At 59.7% G+C, this 21,749-nt stretch carries 7 protein-coding genes; 3 read left to right on the top strand and 4 right to left on the bottom strand.

The window, feature by feature from the left end; translation table 11 throughout:
* Window positions 1–20 precede the first annotated feature (20 nt).
* The 3 genes from def to gltX all read right to left on the bottom strand — a co-directional run bounded on the left by def (window position 21) and on the right by gltX (window position 4,593).
* Window positions 21–557 (bottom strand): peptide deformylase, encoded by a 537-nt coding sequence (def, locus tag ACQRAP_RS06110; RefSeq protein WP_118449363.1) that lies wholly within the window; start codon window positions 555–557, stop codon window positions 21–23.
* Between the two features lie 18 nt (window positions 558–575).
* Window positions 576–3,047, bottom strand: a complete 2,472-nt coding sequence (gene priA, locus ACQRAP_RS06105) for a replication restart helicase PriA (RefSeq protein WP_427795150.1) — start codon at window positions 3,045–3,047, stop codon at window positions 576–578.
* A gap of 70 nt (window positions 3,048–3,117) precedes the next feature.
* Window positions 3,118–4,593, bottom strand: a complete 1,476-nt coding sequence (gltX, locus tag ACQRAP_RS06100; RefSeq protein WP_427795149.1) for a glutamate--tRNA ligase — start codon at window positions 4,591–4,593, stop codon at window positions 3,118–3,120.
* A 326-nt stretch (window positions 4,594–4,919) separates the two neighbouring features.
* On the opposite strand from gltX, the gene metK reads away from it, so the two are divergent.
* The 3 genes from metK (at window position 4,920) to ACQRAP_RS06085 (ending at window position 10,023) form a co-directional block, all read left to right on the top strand.
* The gene (gene metK / locus ACQRAP_RS06095) at window positions 4,920–6,200 is read left to right on the top strand and encodes a methionine adenosyltransferase (protein WP_427728191.1); all 1,281 of its coding nucleotides are present in this window, start codon (window positions 4,920–4,922) and stop codon (window positions 6,198–6,200) included.
* Between the two features lie 341 nt (window positions 6,201–6,541).
* Window positions 6,542–8,149, top strand: a complete 1,608-nt coding sequence (sdaAA, locus tag ACQRAP_RS06090) for an L-serine ammonia-lyase, iron-sulfur-dependent, subunit alpha (protein ID WP_427717365.1) — start codon at window positions 6,542–6,544, stop codon at window positions 8,147–8,149.
* A gap of 416 nt (window positions 8,150–8,565) precedes the next feature.
* Complete coding sequence (locus ACQRAP_RS06085; RefSeq protein ID WP_427747375.1) at window positions 8,566–10,023, top strand: L,D-transpeptidase; 1,458 nt, start codon at window positions 8,566–8,568, stop codon at window positions 10,021–10,023.
* A 251-nt stretch (window positions 10,024–10,274) separates the two neighbouring features.
* Here ACQRAP_RS06085 and ACQRAP_RS06080 read toward each other — a convergent pair whose 3' ends face one another.
* Window positions 10,275–21,716 carry a SpaA isopeptide-forming pilin-related protein gene (locus ACQRAP_RS06080; protein WP_427795148.1) on the bottom strand — a complete coding sequence of 3,814 codons (11,442 nt, stop codon included), beginning with the start codon at window positions 21,714–21,716 and terminating at the stop codon, window positions 10,275–10,277.
* Window positions 21,717–21,749: the final 33 nt, after the last annotated feature.

The following is a 21,749-nucleotide window of genomic DNA, read 5'->3' as shown; positions in this document are numbered from 1 at the left end:
GCGGAAGGGGACGGTGGGACCTACTCCGTCTCGCCCGGTCGAGCGCCGCGGGCCAGGGCGTCCTGGTACTCCTTGACGGCCTTGATGCGCTGCATCGGCTTGAGTCGCTCGAACATGGTGTTGCCGTGCAAGTGATCGATCTCGTGTTGCAGGCACACGCAGAACAGGTCGCCCGAGGCCTCATAGCGAATCAGGTTGGCGTCCAGATCGTATGCCTCGACAACGACATGGTCGGGGCGCTCGATCTCGCAGCTAATGCCAGGGATAGACAGGCAGCCCTCGCTAAACGGCACCAGATGGTCACTCTGCTCAACAATGACAGGGTTGATGAGCACGTACGGGTCATAGTCGTTCTTGTCGGTGTAGTCGCAGTCGATGGTGACGAGCTGGATGAGCTCGCCGATCTGCGGGGCGGCCAGGCCGCAACCGCCGTTGTCGAACATCATCTTCTTCATCTTCTCGGCAAGCGCCTCAATCGCCGGGGTGATCTCCTCGATAACGGCGCACTCCTGGCGCAAACGAGGGTCGGGCGACAATACGATTCCGTTGGCTTCCATGGCAATCCTTTCGGGTTGTTACATCAAATCATAAGCGTCGACGTCAACGCTCACGCTCACGCCGCGCACGGAGCCCACCTCTTTGAGGCAGGCGTCGATATCATCAGAGACATGGTACCCTACCGGCGACTTTACAAGCAGATGGAAGCGATAACGGTCTTTGGCTCTCTCGATTACACACGAAGCCGGGCCCAGCACCTGGGGCACGGCGCTTCCCGCTCGCAAAAAGTCGGGCGCGGCGGCATGCCAGCGGCGCTTGAGAAGCTTTGCGATGCGCCCAATGTAGTCCTGCGCATTATCACGATTCGCCGACCACACCAAGATGTTGACAAGACGCACGAAAGGCGGGTACAGCGCGTCTCGCCGCTGGTCCAGGTCGTAGTCGGTAAAGATCGAGCGGTCGTGCTCGGCGACGGCGCGAATGACCGGGTCCTCGGGCAGATACGTCTGGATGATAACCTCGCCGGGACGATCGCCGCGACCGGCGCGGCCGGCGACCTGTTCCAGCAAATCGTAGGCGCGCTCCCCCGCCCTAAAATCGGGCAGCTTTAACGCAAAGTCGGCATTGACCACGCCCACAAGCGTGACCTCGGGAAAATCGAGGCCCTTGGCAATCATCTGGGTACCCAGCAACACCGCGCAATCGGCGGCATCGAACTGCTCGAGTAGTTTTTTGTGCGCATCCTTGCCGCGTGTGGAATCGGCGTCCATACGAATGATGGCGACGTCGTCGGGCAGCATCTGGTGTAGAGCGTCCTCGATCTGCTGCGTACCCAGCCCCATTTTTGCCAGGTAGCGGCTGCCGCACTTGGGACAACGACTCGTGGGCGCCGGATAGGGCTGCACGCGCCAGGACGATCCGCAGGTGTGGCACTGCAGTGTGTGCGTGCGCTCGTGGTACGTGAGCGCGGTAGAACAGTGGTTGCAGGTGGGGACGCAGCCGCACTCACGGCACATCAAAAACGGCGCAAAACCTCGGCGGTTGTGCAGCAGTACGGCCTTCTCGCGGCGCTCGACCACGCGTTCCAAGCCTTCCATCAGCGGTTTTGAGAACATGGAGCGGCTGCCGTGCGCGAACTCGCGGCGCAGGTCGGCAATGCGGACCGTGGGCAGCACGGCATGTCCCGGGCGCTCGGGCATCTCGACACGCGTCCAGGTGGCACCGTTGTACATACCGCGGCGACAGCGGTCGAGAGCCTCGGCCGAGGGCGTGGCGGAGCCCAACACGAGCGGGCACCGATAGCGGTGCGCCATCTCGGCAGCCACCTCGCGCGCATGGTAGCGCGGGCTGGAGCCCTGCTTGTAGCTGGTCTCGTGCTCCTCGTCGATGATGATGAGGCCAAGATCGCTGAGCGGGCAAAAGAGCGCCGAGCGGGCGCCCACGACCACGCGCGCGGCACCGCTGGCGACCATATCCCACTGGTCCAGACGCTCGCCGGCCGAAAGACGCGAGTGGAAGACCGCGACCGTCTCGCCAAAGCGCGAGCGGAAGCGGCCGACGGTCTGGGCCGTCAGCGAGATCTCGGGCACGAGTACGCAGGCCGAACGGCCGGCCGCCAGCACGCGCTCAATCGCCGAGAGGTAAACCTCGGTTTTGCCGGAACCGGTGACGCCATCGACAAGGACCACGTCGCCATGGGCATCAAGGCGGGCGCGTTCAATCTGCGCGAGCGCCTGCTGCTGGCTGTTGGTGAGAGAGACCGGCGCCTTGCCGCTTGCCGAGGACAACGTGGTCTGCTCGCTACACCCACGCCAGGCGCGGCGCTCCTCCACCACCACGACGCCGCGTTTTTCGAGCGCTTTAATGGTCGCCGACATGCTGTTGTAGAGCAAGTTGAGGTCGCGCGTCGTGACCGGGCCGCATTGGAGCGCGTCGATGAGCTGACGCTGACGGACCGCTGTCTTGGGCGGCGTGTAGTCGAAACCCTCGGGCGTGAGCATGACCCAACGGTTTTGGATGGGTTTTACGGCGGGGCGCTCAACGGTCCACACGCCGTCATCGCCCTTCACGACACGCGGACTGCCGCCCGGAGGCAAGAACAGACGCAGGCACTCGGAAAGCGTCGCGACGTACTCGTGGCTCATCCAGCGCGCAATGCGTGCAGCCTCGGCGGTAAAGAGCGGCTTGCTGAGGATGGCCTCGATGGGCTTGATGCGCAAGGGGTCGAGAGCGTCGTTGCCTTGCAGGTCGCCCAGCTCGGGCGCGATATCGACGATATAGCCCGCGGCCGCACGGTTGCCAAAGTGGACCAGGACCGTGGACCCGATCTGGGCATCGTTGGCAAGGGACTGCGGGATGCCGTAGTCGAATGGCTCGGAGAGCGCACGGGTCGGGATGTCGAGGACCACGCTCGCGTAGGCGGAGACGGGTTCGGGTGCGGGCTCGGGCTGCGCCGGGGCGGCGGCAGGGGCCGTGGACTTCGGAGCTTCCTTAGGTTCCGGCGAACCAAACAGCGACAGTTGCTCGGCCATGGTCTCTGTACCTCCCATCCCATACGTCTTTAGAAACAAGAGCCCCGCTCGGGTGAACGGGGCTCGGAAACATGCGTTTACGCAGCTGCTACAGCGCCATCGTGCGGGCGCGGTCGATACGCGCCAGGCAGTCGTCGCGGCCGACGAGCGCCATGGTCTCGCCCAGCGGGGGGCTCACCATGTTACCGCAGACGGCGACGCGCACAGCCTGGAACACCACGCGCTTCTTGAGGTCCATCTGCTCGGGCAGCGGCTCAAGCGCGGCGTCGATGTTGGCAGCCGTCCACTCATCCACGCCCTCGAGCGCGACCTTGGCGGCATCCAGAATGGAGCCCATGCCTTCCTTGGCCAGACCCTTGTTGACAGACTTCTCGTCATACTCGAGCGTCTCGGCCTTGGCAAAGATGGGGGCGGCGACGGTCACGGCGTCGGCCGGCATCTTGGTGCGCGGCTTGACGATGGCGGCAAGCGCGTCGATCCAGTCCTCGCCGTACTCGATGTTACCCTCGATCATACCGGCCTCGTGCAGCTCGGGGATCATGATCTCGTCGGCAAACTGGGCGTCGGACATGTTGTTGATATACTCGGCATTGACCCAGTCGAGCTTTTTGGGGTCGAAGGTCGCCGGGTTCTTAGAGATGCGGTCGAGCGAGAACTTGCTGGCCAGGACATCGCGCGGGATGATCGTGGTCTCGCCGTCGAGCGACCAGCCGAGCAGCGCCAGGTAGTTAACGAACGCGTCGGACAGGTAGCCGGCGTCGCGGTACTCCTCCACCGAGGTGGCGCCGTGGCGTTTGGAGAGCTTCTTGCCGTCGGCACCCAAGATCATGGAGATGTGGGCGAACGTGGGAACGGGCGCGCCGAGGGCCTCGTAAACCATGACCTGGCGCGGGGTGTTGGACAGATGGTCGTCGCCGCGGATGACATGGGTGATCTTCATCATGGCGTCGTCGACGACGGTCGCGAAGTTATACGTGGGCGTGCCATCGGAGCGGAAGATGACGAAGTCGTCGAGCTCCTTGGCGTCGAAGGTCACCTCGCCGTGGACAGCGTCGTGGATGACGACATCGCCGCGGTCCTCGGGCACCTTGATGCGAAGGACGTAGGGCTCGCCGGCCTCGATGCGGCGGCGTGCCTCCTCGGGATCGAGATCGCGACAGCGGCGCTGATAGCCCTGGAAGGGGTCTTTACGCTCCTGGGCGGCCTTACGGTCGGCCTCGAGCTGCTCCTTGGTGCAGAAGCAGGGATAGGCCTTGCCCTCGTCCCAAAGCTTCTGGGCGGCCTGCTTGTACAGGTCCAGGCGCTCGGTCTGGGCATAGGGGCCATAGTCGCCACCAACCTCGGGACCCTCGTCCCAGTCCAGGCCCAGCCAACGCATAGCGCGCAGAATGATCTGCGTGTTCTCGTCGGTAGAGCGGGTGGGGTCGGTGTCGTCGATGCGCAGGATGAACGTGCCGCCGTTTGCACGGGCAAAAGCCCAGTTATAGATAGCGGTGCGGGCGCCGCCGATGTGCAGCTTGCCCGTCGGTGAGGGTGCAAAGCGGACGCGAACGTCTGATGCCATGGAAATCTCCTCGATTGCAGGATGGATGTCTAACCGCACCAGTATAAAGCAACAACGCCCACCTCCGCACAAAGGGCACCGACCCAGTCATCGAAGCCGGGTAGCTAATTTGGGACGGGGCTTTTTTAGCTGCCCCGGCTGATTGTTTGCTGGTTTAGCCGATAGCCTGCCGGGGTAGCTAAAAAAGCCCCGTCCCAAATTAGCTACCTTATGAGTAGGTGCGGAAAGGGTGTGAATGTTGGATTTACGCGCTATGATGTGCCCCTGCATACAGAGCCCGGCGGAATGGTAACGGTCGCTGGGACACGTTATTCGAAAGGACAATCATGTCAGAAGAGCTTCGTTCCATCCCGCCCCAGCAGGGGTCTTTTGTGTTTACGTCGGAGTCGGTGACCGAAGGCCATCCCGATAAGATCGCCGACCAGATCAGCGATGCCGTCCTCGACGCAATCCTCGCCAAAGAAATAGAGCTGCAGGAGCAGGGCTATATTGCGCCCAACGGCGTGCCCGCCAATGTGGAAAACGTCCGCTGCGCCTGCGAGACCCTCGTGACCACCGGCACCGTCATCGTCGCCGGAGAGATTCGCACCCAGGCATACGTCGACGTGCAGGAAATCGCCCGTGGCGTCATCCGCCGCATCGGCTACAACCGCGCCAAGTTTGGCTTTGACTGCGATACCTGCGGCGTCATGAGCCTCATCCACGAGCAGTCCCCCGATATCGCCCAGGGCGTCGACGAGTCATTTGAGACCCAGACCGGCGCCACCACCGACCCGATCGACCTGATCGGTGCCGGCGACCAGGGCATGATGTTCGGCTACGCCTCCAACGAGACCAAGACCCTCATGCCCATGCCGCACTACCTGGCAAGCCGCCTGGCGGAACGCCTGTCCGCCGTACGCCACGACGGCACCCTGCCCTATCTGCGCCCCGACGGCAAGACCCAGGTCACCGTGCGCTACGAGGACGGAAAGCCCGTGGAGGTCACAACCATCGTCATCTCCACGCAGCACGCTGCCGAAGTTGAGGACATGGGCAAGATCAAGGCCGACCTCATCGAGCATGTCATCGCACCCGTCATGGATGCCGAGAACATGCCGTGGGATGGCGCCGATATCTATGTGAACCCCACCGGACGCTTTGTCGTGGGCGGCCCCATGGGCGACACGGGCCTGACCGGCCGCAAGATCATCGTCGACACCTACGGCGGCTACGGCCGTCACGGCGGCGGCGCCTTTAGCGGCAAGGACTGCACCAAGGTCGACCGCTCTGCCGCGTACGCCGCTCGCTGGGTCGCCAAGAACGTAGTCGCCGCCGGCCTGGCCGATCGCTGCGAGGTCGAGTTGGCCTACGCCATCGGCGTGTCCAAGCCGCTGTCGATCATGGTCGACACCTTTGGCACCGCGCATATTGCCGAGGACAAGATCGTCGAGGCCGTGGAGAAGACCTTTGACCTGCGCCCGGGCGCAATCATCCGCGACCTGGACCTGCGTCGCCCCATCTATGAAAAGACGGCAGCCTACGGTCACTTTGGCCGCGAAGACGCCGACTTTACCTGGGAGAAAACGGACCGCATCGACGAACTCAAAGCAGCCTGCGGCCTGTAAGCTAACGAGAAAAGCCACAGCCAAATAAAAACGCACCAAAAAGAGGTACCGGAACAACCGGTACCTTTTTATTTACACGGTGGTGAAGATGTATCGACATGGGACACCGAATAGGTCACCAACCGATGAATTTTGAAACACGCGCGCCTCTACCATGTATCCTAAGTTCCGAGGACTTTAGTATTTGGTCGATCGCGAGTTCCGCACGAGCCGGAGAGCACTTAATGTGCTCTCCGTGCGAGCAGGACTGTCCGAGCAGGCGACCAAATACTAAAGCCCTCGGAACGGCGGGACAGCGTATGCCCCGCCCCTCGGGACGACGAGATAGAGAAGGAGCAGCCATGGCAGGCAAGCCGCAAACACTAGCTACGACCTCGGCATTCGAGATCTTGGGCCCCATCATGGTCGGCCCCAGCTCATCGCACACCGCCGGCGCCCTGCGTTGTGCCCAAGTTGCCGCCAGCCTGCTGGAAGGCCGCATCACCAAGGTCACCTTTGGCCTGTGGAACTCCTTTGCCCACACCTACCGCGGCCATGGCACCGACCGCGCACTCGTCGCGGGCATCTTGGGCCTCGACACCGACGACGAAAACATCAAGCAGGCCTTTGACCTCGCGCGCGAGCGGGGCCTCAGTTATCACTTTGACATTAAGGGCGACGACGCCTCCATCCACCCCAACACCGTCGACATCGACATGGTCGATGACACGGGCGCCACGGCGCAGGTCCGCGGCGAGAGCCTTGGCGGCGGCAAGATGCGCATCAGCCGCATCAACGGCGTCGGCGTCGATATCTCGGGCATGTATTCCACCCTATTTGTGGCGCACCAGGACGTCCCCGGCGTTCTCGCTGCGCTCACGAACCAGCTCGCCTACGCACACGTAAACATTGCCTTCTGCCGCACCTACCGCACCGAGGTAGGCGGCCAAGCTTATTCCGTCTTTGAGACCGACGGCACCCCCGATGACATCGTCGTTCCCATGCTACGCATGCTCGACCATGTCGATTACGCCACCTTCATTGAGCTTCCCGGCTCGGCCTCATCGCTCTCCCCCGGCGTTTCCGCCAAGGAAATCTTCGACGATGGCGAACAGCTCCTCGACGCCTGCGCCGAACTGGGCCTCAACATTGGCGCCGTCATGGCCGTACGCGAAGCCCGCTTGACCGGCGAGCAGCACGCCGTCGCCGCCATGCGCCGCGTACTCGAGGTCATGCGCGAGGAGACAACGGCGCCCATCGCCGCACCGCAGCGCTCGCTCGGCGGGCTTATCGGCGGCGAGGCAAAACTCGTCGACGCCACACGCCGCAACGATCTGAGCACAAACCTGATGGGCGCCGTCCAAACCGAAGCTGTAGCCCGCGCCATGGCCGTGCTTGAGCGCTCTGCCACCATGGGCGTCATCGTCGCCGCCCCCACGGCCGGCTCTGCGGGCGTCGTGCCCGGCTGCGTGTTGGCGCTCGCCGACCATCTACAGCTCGATGACGAACAGGTCATGGACGCACTCTACTGCTCTGCCGCGATTGGTCTCAACCTCACCACAAGTGCCTGCGTCGCCGGTGCCGAAGGCGGATGTCAGGCTGAGGTGGGCAGCGCCGCCGCCATGGCCGCTGCCGCGCTAGTCCAGATGCTGGGCGGCACGCCCGAGCAGGCACTTGACGCTAGCTCTATCGCACTGAGCAATCTGCTTGGTCTTGTATGCGATCCCGTGGGCGGCCTTGTCGAAGTGCCATGCCAAAACCGCAACGCGATCGGCGTGGCGGCCGCATTTAGCTCGGCGCAGCTCGCCCTTGCAGGTATCAAAAGCCTTGTGCCCTTCGACCAGATGGCACACGTCATGCTCTCGGTGGGCCACGCGTTGCCGGCCACGCTGCGCGAGACGGCCAAGGGTGGCATCGCACAAGCTCCCGCAGCACTTTCGGCTTGCGCTAAATGCGGTGTGTGCGGATAAAGAGCAGTCCAAAACAAGAGGTGGGACAAATGTCCAACCTCTTGCCAATGCCACCGTTTCAATACCACAAACAACTAGGTAATCGCTATAATGCAAGCCCAGTAAAAACACGATGAGCCGCAAGGCGAAACTCGAAGGATATGCATACGATGTCGCAAAACGACCGCACCCAACTGATTCCCGATCCTAAACAGCCTTCTAGGCCTACCGGCGGCGTTCAGTCGCCGCGCCCCATTACGCCAACGCATAGCACAAAGCATAGTTCGGGAAACACCTCACAGCGCCAGAACCCCCATGCGTATCAGCAGCGTCAGGGCAATAAAGCGACTAAGCACGCGCCTTCACACACGCAAAACCATCACAAGGGCCCCCGTGGGTCAGAGAACCACGCCAACGGGAAAAAATCCGGGGCCAAAATGACCCTTTTCGTTGCTCTGGGCCTCATTGTTGTCGTTTACATTGTTGGCGTTGTCGCATTTTCGCAGGTAGCCTACCCCAACACCACCATTGCCGGCGTCGACGTCTCGTTCTCCAACGCTTCGTCTGCTGCCACTAAGGTCAACTCGGCATGGAAGCACTATAAGCTCACCGTGACAGGCGATGACTTTAACTGGGCCTATCAGCCCGAGTCCGATGAACCCATCGTCGACGGCGAAGCTGCCGCAAAAGAAATCATCAGCCGCAACGAAGCCTTTATATGGCCGGTCCGCCTTGTGGAATCCTTAAGCGGCAAGACCAAAACAATCGCTACCTCCAACGAAGTCGATCTTGAACAAGACGTCGACCTGTCCATGCTCTCTGACACCTTTGACCAAAAGAAGTTTGAGGAGGATCTGGGCGCCGCCATTGACGAGTTTAACGAGGGCCGTTCGGGTACGTTCGAGGCCAATAGCTCCTATGACGAGCAAGCCGGCAAGTTTACCGTCGAGAAGGCGCGCTCCAACGAAAAACTCAACCGCGAGCATGTCATTAAGTATGCCGAGCTCGAGCTTGCCTCGCTGGCCGAGACCGTAGATCTTTCCAAGCTCGGCAACGATGCCTATGAGCCGCTCAATGAAACGCTGACCAATGATCAGATTCAGGCCGCATGCGATGCCGCCAACAACTTCTTGGGCGTCAACGTGACCCTCAAGCTCAACGGCGAGGATGCCGGCAAGGTCGACGGCAGCTCCGTGTTGCAGTGGATCAGCTTTGCCGATCCGGCCAACCCCACACTCGATACGTCGCAGATCGGTAGCTGGGCAGCCGAGCTCGCCAACGGCTTTAATACCGTGGGCACCACCCGCTGGTGGACGCGTGCCGACGGCAAAGAATGTGCCGTCGAGGGCGGTGACTTTGGCTGGTCCGTCGATAGCGACGCGCTTGCCAAGCAGGTCGAGGACGCCATTAACAACAAGCAGACCGGCGAAATCGAGATTAAGTACTCCCAGAAGGCCGACACCTATACCGCAAAGGGAGAGCCCGACTGGAAGGCGTATATCGACGTCGACCTGTCCGAGCAGCACGCGCGCTACTATGACGAGAACGGTAATATCGTTTGGGAAGCCAACTTTATCTCGGGCAAACCGGGAGAGGATGCCACTCCCGAGGGCGTTTGGCAGATCAATAGCAATGACGGCGCAAGCAAGCTCATCGGTGCCAAAGACCCAAAGACCGGAAAACCAAAATACGAAAGCCCCGTGTCATATTGGATGCCGTTTGAAGGCAACATGGTTGGTTTCCATGATGCAACATGGCAAAACGATCAGAGCTTTGACGACCCAAATTCGTACAAATGGTGCGGCAGCCACGGTTGCATCAACTTGCGTCTGGCCGATGCCAAGGCACTCCACGATTGCATCAACGTAGGCCTATGCGTGGTCGTGCACTCATAGCACATCACATGCAACACAACAAAGCCTCGTGTCACCTACCTTTTAATGCTGAAAGAAACACGTATACGCACCCGCCCCAACCGGCCGGTCAGAGCGTCAACGAGGGCGCACGGTAACAGGCGGCACGATCATGGGCGAAAGCGATACGAGCGGCGAAGGGCAGCTACTAACGCGGGATAACGCATCAGACAAGAAAGGCGGGGCATACGGTGATGAACCGTATGCCCCGCTTTGGCGTAATTAATAACCGCCTAGCTGCGTCGACGCGTGCGACGCAAGCCAATGGCAAGCGCCATGAGACCAAGCGTTGCGAGCGCGTCAGAGACGGCAAACAGACTGTCGCCCGTGCCGGGCATGCCGTCCTTGGAGCGCAAGACCGTATGGGCCTTATCGGTCACAGCAAGCTCAAGCGAGCCCGTGCCACTCATGGACCAGACGGCGGGGTTGCTCTCACCCACAGCGGACCAAGATCCGTCTGCGGCAACCGAGAAGGAGAACGATGCGCTCGCGGCGGTACCGTCGCCGATCATGTAACCGGCAGGCGCCGCAGTCTCCGTCACGGTATAGGTCTCCCCGGCCACGAGCTGGGCCGAGCCAAGCGAGGCGATGCCATCGTCGCCGCTGGTAAGTTCAACGACAGATGAGCCGTCGGCAAACCGGCCTTCAACAGTAAAGACCGCACCGGGCAGCGCATCGCCGGACCCATTACGCTTGAGGAGCTTTAGGGCAAAAGCCGTATTGGTCACTGTGCCGCAGTCGAGCGGTAACTCGATGGAACCGGCCACATTATCTGCCGTAACGGTCAGTTCGTTTGTAGCGACTTCCTCGCGATCGAGGTAATAGCCAGCCGCGGGGGCGACTTCGACAAAGCGATAGGTGCCCCACGCGAGATCCGTCACCACGATGGAGCCATCCGTATCGGTTGCGCGGCCATCGCCCACATCGACCCAGTCCGAACCGCTCTTGAGCTGCAGCTTAAACGTTGTGCCGGCAATGGGCTGTCCGCCCTCGTCGACTTTGCGCATCGACACGCTACCCAGCAGCGGCTCGTTGGTAACGACGGGAGCCGAGCTGTCTGCCGTGGCGAGCACGTTGCCGACCCCATTGGCAGCATCGAGCACATCGAACGAGCTCACGAGCGAGCCGCCCGGCGCAACCGGCGCATAGCCGGTTGCGGAAACCGTCTCGATAAGCCGATAGCCGCCCTTCTTGAGGCCCGTCACCTTAAGGCAGCCGTCCGCATTTGAGGAATGCGCCGCCACTTGCGTGCCCGTCGCGTCGAGCACATATGAACAGCCGGTCTTAAGCCCGGAGATCGTCACGGAGTCAGTCTTCCCAAGCGGCGTGTAGACGAGCTCGAAGCCCGCACCGTTGACCGGAGATCCGGTCGCGGCATCGCGTTTCTCAATGGCGAGCCCCGCGTTGAACTCGCCGTTCTCGACCTTGACGGCCTTCACCGCGCCCCTGTCGTTGTCGCCGAGCGTGAACTCGGTCACCGCGCCGGCCGCGCCGGGCTTCTTGGTGAGCGCGGACTCGCCCGTCTCCACCAGGTAGTATTTGCCCGCGGGCAGGCCGTCGGACTGCCTGACAAAGTAGCCAGCGAGCACGCCAAAGGCGTCATCGCGGTTGAGCCATTCAGCGGAGCCGTCCGCGCCCCACTTGCCATCGGCATCAGTCACGATCGCGGCGATCTTCACGCCGCCGCCGTCAACGGAGGAGGCATCGTAGGTGCCGCGGTAGAGGTCGAACGTCATGCCCGCGACCGGCAGCTCGGAGGAACCGTGCCTGTAGACCTTCTCCAGCGAGAAGGCGGAGCGGTAGAGCGGATCGTTGGCAGTGATCGCACGACCGTCAGTCACGACCCAGCCCTCGGGGGCCTGCGAGAGCACCGTGCCGCGCTCGTCGACCACAATAAGGCGCTCGCCGCGCTTGTCAAAGCGCACGCAGAGCGGAGCGTCCAGGCGCACGTAGCCGTCGGGGGCGACGGTCTCCTCGATGCGGTAGACCTCGCCGTTGATAAGGCCGCCGAGCTCGACGGCGCCGTCCACGGGGCTGACGGTCTTTGAGCCGTCGGCGCTATCGGAGAAGCGCCCGGCAACGGTAAACGTCGCACCCGAAACAAACACGCGCGAGCTCGCGTCGGCCTTGGAGAGCGAGACGACATTGGCCGTGTCCTTCATGGTGAGCTCAAGCGTGCCCCTGCCCGCCGCAGACCACACGGTGTCGGTATAGGTGCCGTCAGCCGCAAAGGTGCCGTCAGCCTTGACGGTAAAGCGGTAGGACGCGCTTGCGGCGGAGCCGTCGCCGACCTTGTAGCCCTCGGGCGCCGCAGTCTCCGTCACGGTATAGGTCTTCCCGGCCACGAGCAGGCCATCGGGGAGCGAAGCCGTGCCGTCAGCGGCGGTCACGAGAACGCGCGCGACCGAGCCATCGGAGAACTCGCCCGTCACCGTAAAGCGCGCGCCCGAGAGACGCTCGCGGGCGGAGTTGACCTTGATGAGCCCAAAGCCGAGCCTCTCGTTGGTCACCGTGCCGCAGTCGAGGGGCGAAATGATGGAGCCAGCCACGTTATCGGCCCCGACGGTAACGCTCTTGGTGGTGACGCTGCCGCTCATGTAGAAGCCTGCGGCAGGCGCGACCTCGGCAAAGCGATAGGTACCCCAAGCGAGACCCGTCACGGTGATGCGCCCGTCAGCGTCGGTCGTATAGAGGCCGTCTGCCACATCGGTCCAGTCACCGCCAGCCAAACGCTGCAGTTTAAATTGAGCGCCCGCGATCGCATTGCCGTCAGTGTCCACCTTATGCATCGTCACGCTGCCCAGCAGCGGCATGTTGGTGACATCGGGGTCGGGGACAACATTTGCAAGCCCGGCCGAGCCCTCGCCCACGACAAACTCTCGCACAACCGTGCCGGCGGCCCCGACAGAAGCATAGCCAACCGCCGGCGAAGTCTCGACAAGCTGATATTGACCCTTCTTGAGGCCCGTCACCCTGAGCGCGCCCGGCGTAGCGGGAACAGGGGCCAGGCAGCTCGTGCCCGCGGCACCGAGCGCGTAAGAATAGCCAGACTTGAGCCCGCCAATAGTCACAACATCGGTAGAGCCCAAGGGCGTGTAGCGCAGCTCAAACGTGGCATTGTTAACCGCAGAATGCGTGAGCGCATCCCGCTTATGAATCTCGAGCCCCGCGTTGAACTCATCGTTCTCGACCTTGACGGCCTTCGTCGTTCCCCTAACGCTGCCATCCAGCGTGAACTCTTTCACCGCGCCGGCCGCGCCGGGCTTCTTGGTGAGCGCGGACTCGCCCGTCTCCACCAGGTAGTAATTGCCCGCGGGCAGGCCGTCGGACTGCCTGACAAAGTAGCCGGCGAGCACGCCAAAGGCGTCATCGTGGTTGAGCCATTCAGCGGAGCTGTCAGCGCCCCACTTGCCATCGGCATCCGTCACGATCTCGGCGATCTTCACGCCGCCGCCGTCAACGGAGGAGGCATGGTAGGTGCCGCGGTAGAGGTCGAACGTCATGCCCGCGACCGGCAGCTCGGAATCTCCGTGCCTGTAGACCTTCTCCAGCGAGAAGGCGGAGCGGTAGAGCGGGTCGGCCACCGTGATCTTGGCGACGGAAGCGTCGAGCTCGACGTCCTCGGGCGGCTCCTCGAGCGTCACGACGCCATCGACGCCGATCTTGACCGTGAAGTCCGCCACGGCGACATGGCCCGCGGGCACCACAGCCTCGTGAACCTTGTACTCCCCTGCCGGCAAACCCACGATCCAGCCAGCGATTTCGCCGGCGCCAGCCTTGCCATAACGGTCCTCCACAGTAACGGAAACAGCGCCATTCTCATCGCGCGACCACGTAGCGACCTTCTTGCCAGTGCTATCCGAGACCTCCAACTTCACGCCGTTGAGCGCATCGCCGGTCGCGGCGCCGGTGCCCGAGCCGCCCTCAACCTTGTCAAACGTCAAGCGCGTCGCAGCGTTGGTAAGGTTGCCCTTATCATTCTGAGCGTTATACCAACCGGCAACGGACCCGTCGACCTCTTTCACGCTGTAGGAATACACCTTGCCGTTCTGGTCGGTCTGGGGCAATCCCGTAAACTTGTAGGTCCAGGTGCCATCTTCATTCTTGGTCCACTTAGGCGCCGCATCACGCAGGGCGCCAGTGGCATCGGCAACCTTGACAAGCTCCTCGCTGCCACCCGCAACCTTTCGATACAAATTGAGCTTAATACGGCAGGTAGAAGGATCAAGCGTCGAAGCAAGCCCCGAGCCCCAGTCATTCCAAGTCTTAGTACCGGTAACTGTGGTCGTCAGCAGCGTGTTCACATAGTGCTGAACCCCTCCTTCTTCTGAGGCCGGCACCAGCTCAAGACGCATCGACCCGTCGCCGCTCGTGGCCAGAACATCACTCGGAGCGGTCGTAGCCAGATAGCTACCCTTAACCAGCTCCACTGCGCGGTATTGGTACTCAAGGTACTTAACGGCCTGATCTTTCACACCAACGCCTTGCGCAGGCAACTCATCAAAGGAATCATTGGTATCTGCGACACTGACATTTCGGGTAAGCAGGCTATCGTTAAGAATCCAACCGTTAAATGGATCGTAGACAAATGGATTGGCGACAACGGACCCGTACTTGGTAAACCACTCCCACGTATCCCCGCCATCAGAAGAGCGCTGCAGGACAAACGTCGTAGCCCAGGAGCCATTTGGAGAAGACGTGCCCGGACGAGTTACCCAAGCGTTGCCACCATCGTCCCAGGTCTTGCGAACCTTTATCGAAGTCGTTTTACCCTTCAACTCGTTGGTAATGTTCGATTTCCAGGTTGAGCTTCCAGATGCATGCTCTTCAGTCTGAGAAGGCAGGTAGATGCTCGCCCCGCTACCCCTTATTGAGTAGTTTCCGTTCTTATCGCAGTCAAGATAGACCTTGACCTTAGACCCCCGCTGCTCATAGACCAGAAGGCTTTCGACAACGCGATATTCAACGTTAACCGCAGAAGAACCGGCACCGAGAGAGAGCGGGAGCATGGTCCAATGGCTATTGAAGTTGTAGGGATCCTTGCCGTCATTTTCCTTTGGCGTCAGCTGATCGACCGTTTTACGAACGACCGAACCATTAGAAAGCGTATAGCACGTCAGGCCGGTATCTATGTTGTTGACCGTGTCTTTATAGCTCGACGCGGTACCCACGTTAACACCATGAGCGGTAAAGAACGTGCCCGCTTCCTTCCAATCAGAGTCGGTGCCAGCCTCTCGCGCCTGGAGCGTAAAGTACTGGATCGGCCGTTGCTTCCAATAATCAAGAGCATCCCACTGCTTGGAAAAACCAACCTGGCCATTCAGGACGTTGGTGATATTGGGGAGCTCGCCTGGATCGGAGAGGCACGAGCCGCCGTTACCGCTTATGCGATATTGATCCGGCGTCACCGTCTCACGAACGTCATATCGCCACAGGGTACCATCGGGCGCCCATTTTTCGAGGTTCTTGATGGTATAGGTCCAAGAACCTGTATCAGAAGATCTGTCCCAGGAGATATAGTTCTCCAGATCAGGATTATCGCACTGGAGATTGACCAGGCCAGCATCAAGGTCCTCATCCAAGGTGCCGTTCTGGTATTTACGCGTCAACTCGATCGTGATCGAATCAGGCCGCGTGCTAAACACGTTATTACGGTCTTGCCAGATCTTTTTACCCGTAAGCGTCGCAGTAGCAGGCTCATAGGCGTTCTTAAACGTCACGTCGGGTTCAGTGCCAGCTTCTTCAAGCTCAACGGTGGGGCCCATGGAGAGGGCACCGGTCACGTCCGTGGGAAGCGACACGCCGTTGGCGGCCGCCCACTCATCCGAAGACTTAAAACCAGAAGCATCGGCGGCAAGCTCGCCCATGCCGCTCGTGGCGGTGTAGCCGTTGGGCACAACCTCAACGGCAACGTATTGCCACTTGGCACCTGAGGGCGCGTAGATGTCGAGGTTGTCAAACGTGACAGCACCGGACTCGGTGCCATGATTGACGTCCTCGCCCTTGAGCGTCTGCTCAGCCACAAAGGTCAGAGCGCTCTTGGAGTCATCATCCTTGACGTAGTAGCGGTACAGTCTAAACGTCGAGTCGGGGTACTTGGTGTCAACGTAGGCACGCCCCGTAAAGACCTTGTACAGCGTGAGCTTGCTCTGCTTAGACTTATAGGTATTCCTGATCGAGAAGTCCGTATATCTAATATCGTAGACCTTGTCAAAGGCCTTCTCGAGTTCGCTTTCGGACGTGAGGTGCCAACCGTCCTTACCAACAATGCCATCGATGACCTCGCGCACACGGTACTCAATGCGACGTCCCTCGGCATCGTAGGCAGCGAGCTTATTATCGCTCGGCAGAGCGTTGCTATTGGAATTGTCCCCGTACTGGCCGATGCTGAACGTCCAGTTGTTGCCGTCCTTCTCAAGGCTGTCCGTCCAGGCCACAGCAGTCTTGCCGTCAAGGATCTCCTGACCAGAGTCGGTCTTACCCGTATTAGAGCTGGCCACGCTATAGCCCTTTGCCTGCGTATCATCCACAGTTAGTGCAAGGCCAGACCAAGGCAAAGCAGCGCCATCGGTCCAGTTGCCGTTAGCTCCGTACGAACCCGCAAGCAAGCGGCGCTGCACGTAGATAGAAATCGCCGGCAGGTCGTCTTTGGAGTAACCGACAGGGACGTTCTCCCACAGCTTCTCACCCGAGACCGTTACCGAGCCGTGGATATGGAAATTGAACGTCGAGTCCTCACGGTAAACGAGCTGCTGGTCGTTGTCTGCAAGGAGGTAATCGGCAAACGACGTAACCTCGTCATCTGCCTTATCCCACGAGCCGGGGTCCTTTGTATAGGAATCCTTCGAAACCGTATCGTCATCATAGTAGTCGAGCGCGCCCTTGGTGTCATCCAGGACATTCATATCCACACGCGCGTAATAGACGTACTGTCCGCCGTTGCCGTCGTACTTGGGAAGGTTCTTGAACGTGGCGTATTGGGTAAAGTCGCCCTTGGTGTCGTTGCGCAGGCGATCGGCTGGGTCGGACGACACCCACTCAAAGTGGCCGTCGTACTCGGAAGGAGAAACCGACGAGAGCGTGATTACGGGATTTCCTTCGCCATCTATAATGATATTGCCGTTATCGTCATACGTATAAGCCGCACGATACAGCACCAGCTTAACGTCAGGGCGCTGGTTGAGGACGTCCTTGACGTAGTGGTCAAACCACTTGGTATGGAACGTCACGTCTTTGGTGCCCGTACGCTTGTTAGTAAACGAATAGTTGAGCTGGTCTTCCTGGTGCCAGGGCGAACCGAAGTCTGTGCTCGAAAGTCCGCCGACGGATCGATAGTCACCGGCATTGACGATATTCTCCTCGACCTTCCAATCAACGATAGCGCCGGAAAGATCGTACTTAGGAAGTCCCACGACGGAGAAGAAGGATGAGGCCTTGTTCACATCGACCGTAAAGGTAATAGACTTTGAATCCTCTGAAACAATCACATCGGTGTTTACGGAGGCGTCAGCAGACCCAGTTAGCTGGCTAAAGTTGCCCTCCGAATCTTTTTTCTTTAGAGGCTGGTCTTTTTTACCGGCAACCCTAACGGACAGCTCTCGACTGTTGTCACAGACAAACGTAAACTCGGAGCTCGATGCGGGCGCAGAGATTGTTATCTGAGCCTTGGGGCGCTTGATCGCAGCAGATCCAGCGTCAGCCCAGGTCTTATCGATAGAGATATCCACCGAACCAACGCGGCGATTCGTGACCTCGAGAGAATTTTTATCGAGATTTTCCCCATACGAAACCTCATACGAAAAGCCCTGCGAAAGGTTCTTGGAGATCATGCGAGTAGAGGTATCCGTCTCAGGCCAATTTCTAAGCAGCGAACCATAGGCCGCAATCTCCTCGGCAGAGCCGTCTGTAGCCCTGCGAACAGCAGTATCGCGATCGATGACCTCATATCTTAGGTCGTCTGGTGTATCGCTACTATTAAGCGTAGACAGCTCTCTGATAGCGACGTCATTCTTGGAAAGCCCGCCAACTGGGACATTTAATTCGTCGTACCAAGAGTTCTCTTCGTTAAGAGTGGCCTCAGTAATCAGTTGACCCTCCTTATAGGCCAACTGTTCATCCCTTTGAGAAACGATATCGTGCTTCGCATACAGGCCAATCTCAACAGGCACGCGGGAGGCAGCGTTGCCGCTATCAAGCCATTTCTTGGAGACCGCAAATTTCGAACTGGAGGCATTGCCTTCAATCACGCGCCGGTTATAAAACTTGGTATAGATTTTGCGAGACTCGGGGTCGATACCGCGAACCGTATGGTCTAGGTTAAAGCCATCCACCGATTCCTCAAGAAAGAGGTAGTCGTACTTAGACCCGTTGTCGTCATATTTGGGTAGACGGATAAACTCAACATGCCAAGGACTCGTCTCCCACCAGCCAAGCTCCCAGGAAGAGCCAGGAATCGTCTGAAGATTGGGCGTGGGATCAACGCGACCGTCCAGCTCAATCGTTGTAAGCAGCGAATCGTTGCGGATTACCTTGACCGTTACCTTTGGAGCAACGCCATTACCACATTGTTTGGCATCCTGTGTCCAAATAGGATTGCCATCGGCATCAAGGGCCTGCCAATACTTATCAACGGTCGCATCAACTGTATCCACGTAGCTGTTGACAAAGCATTTCTCCTTAGCATCATATTCGCCATTAAAGGAAAGGAGATTCTGGTTGCCGTTAGCATCAGTAAACGTGCCAAAAAACTCAAACGGGCCGTCCGGTGTGGTAGGCAAGGCAGAGAACCGGTCAGGATCCTGCGTGTCCAGCACCTCAACCTCTTGCCAGCGGTAAACGTACTCGTTGCCCAGCTCGTCATATCGAGGCAGACCGCTCTTCAAGAAGGACTGCTCAGAATTCTCGGCGCTCCAGCCGTTAAGCGTGACGCGACCGTCAGCGACGTCGTTCCAGGTATAGGTGCCGATAAGCGAGCCATCAGCTCCATACATGGGATCTTCCTTAGAGAACCACCGTCCGTTGTTGTATGTAGCATGCTCTTTAAGGATGCGCTGGAGCTGAAAGCTTACCTCGACGGTACCGAGCTGATCTTGATAGGCGCCGATATCCCAGCGCTTCTTGGCGCTAACGGTTTCGGTCTCAGCACGACGATTGGTGAGCGTACCGCCGTTGTAGACGCCAAAGTTGTCGGAATCGGAGCGCATCCATCCATCAAGCAAATACTCGGTGTTTGCATCGCTTGCACTGAAATAGTTGGGACCGAGATCGCCCGTCGTGTTGCCCTCGTTGTCGACCGTGCCGAACACATGCTCATAACCCGCGAGGTTCGACTCGCGGAGCTGGTAGATATAGGGGTAGCCATCGGGATCGTACTTGGCAAACTGCGTGAAGCCATCGGTGCCGTACTTATCGAGCAGCATCTTCCCAAGGTCCATCTTAGCGTTGTTGATGGAACCGTCTTCACTGTTGTAGCTCGCGCCCAGCTTATTATTCTGCTCGGCCGTGACCTCGAGCTTTACGAACTCGCCTTTGCGATCACCCGTCATCACGACCACCTGCGCCGCGCTCCGCGCATCGTTGCCGGGCCTTGCGGAATAGCGCCACAGAGTATAGGTGGCCGCAGGGCGCGAAATATCGTTGCCATTGGAATCGGTCGAACCGGGCGCGTAGTCGTCGAGCCAGACCTTGGTAGCCTCAAACCGCGTGGTGCCCGTATGGCGCACCGTCATAGTACCGCCGCTGTAGCACGCGGAGATATCGCTCGCATAGTCGGGAACGGCCTTGTTGTCGTAGGAGACCTCGTAGGCATCGCGATAGCCGGAGGTGCCGGAGTTATCTATTGTCTGCTGGATCAGGCGGTACTTCATCGACACGCCGGATGGATGGTAGGCCGGCATGCGACCGCTTATAACATAGTTGTTGGAAGCATTGTCATTCCAGGTAACACTAAAGAGCTGGTGTTCGATGAGCTGCAGAAGACCGTCCCCGTTGATATTGCTTACATCCTTGTCGTCAGACGCACCCATATGCCGCGCAGCCGTAAGGGTCAGGTACTTACCCCATCTCGAATACCAGCCATTATCGCCGGAAAGGTTGTGATCCACCATATCGTTGCCGATGTGGACATCGACGTTAAAGCTAACGTTTTTGAGCATCATCAGACATTCTTTGGCATAGGGCTCCACATAGTCCGTACGGCCACTCAGCATGGAGGAGTCGGGCACGATGTAGTCGCCAGACTCAGAGCGCTGCGAAGGGTCGGCGTTGCAGTTAGGATAGAGTGTCGAGCCAGTTTTGACTTCCACGGCCCCAGCGCCCGCCGTCACGTGGGAAATTGCATACGTGATGGGCTGTTCTTGCGCCGTGCCGTCGTCCGTTCGCGTCACGACCTTGGCGGGAAGCTTGCCAGCGAGTACCACGGACGCCTCGTATTCGGAGACCGTGGACGCTGCAACGCTTACCAAGTGGCCATCGGTCTTGGCGGCATCGAGGATCTCCTGGGTAAATCCGAGCTGCGCGGCCGCCTCATCGGACAGGATATCTCCGTCCTCGGTGAGCGCCACATAGGTCTTACCGCCATCAAGAGAATAGAACACACGGTATTCGTTTCGATTCTGGAGAGCCTCCGCAGACGGGCGGTTGGCGTTGTTGTTATCGGCCCAAAGCGTGGTGAACGTGATCTTGCTGCCGTAAGAATCCACAGGGGTCACTGCAGAAACCGGATCCTGGGAGGTGCCCGCCACAGCGACGGCAACCGTTGGGGAAGCATCGGCCCTATCAATCCCAAGAAGCTCCTCAACATGGGAGCGCGCGGGAATAGTGAGCTCGCAAGTACGCACGCCCTCGGTCTGCGTCTGTTGTATCGCCCAGTCAAGCGTTGACTCCTCGTCTTTGAGGAGCGCGGAATCGAGCAGTACATCGGCATCGACGGCAAAGGACTCTTGAGCCTCAAAGGAAAGGTCGGCATCGGTCTGCTCGTCATGCGGAGTAGCGAAAGCCACAGTAAGCTTAGTGGCAGTGAGCTGTGCATACCCAAGGCGGATGCGCGTGGGATTGCCCTCAGCGTCCAAGCGGTAGAGGGCAATGCGCTTGATGCCATCATGGTCCTGGAGCTTGGCCGAATCGAGGTCGAATGTGAGCCCGGCGGGAAGATCGACGGTAAAGGTGTCGCCTTCAAGCAGCGCCGCGTTGAGAACACACTTGATGTTGAGCGAGGCAGGCAGCTGCACAGGAATTTCCTCGATGGGGCCTGCTCCAGCAAGCTCTCCCAAGCGCTTGTCAAAGGCAAGGCCCTCGGAGGATACCGTGAGCGCACTGGCATCGTGCGACCAATCGCGCGGGACCACGTCAACGGCATCCTGGTTGCCAGAAGTGTCCTCGTTGGAGGCTGTGGTGTTGTTGGAAGTGTTTGAGTCAGACTTGTCGTCGTTCGAAGCACTCGCGCTAGCCTCATCCGAACTATCGCTCGACGAGACGCCCGATGCGGCGTCCGAGCCGGTCTTGTCATCCGACTCCCCCGCCGCATCGGTCTCGGCAAACGGTTGGACAATGTCCTGCCACGACTGGGCGTCCTCAAGCGTAAGGGCAACCGCGCTGGCAACGCCGTTACCCAAAAGGGCCTCGACGCACATGATAAAGGTGAGGGCAAAAGCCACAGCACGCTTAAACTGCCTCATCCCAACCTACTTTCGGTAATAGTGTCCTAGACT

Origin of the sequence: Collinsella sp. SGI.180 (assembly GCF_050313455.1) — a bacterium.
Taxonomy (GTDB): domain Bacteria; phylum Actinomycetota; class Coriobacteriia; order Coriobacteriales; family Coriobacteriaceae; genus Collinsella.
The sequence above is the reverse complement of the archived record's forward strand: the minus strand, read 5'-3'. Positions and strand labels throughout refer to the sequence as shown.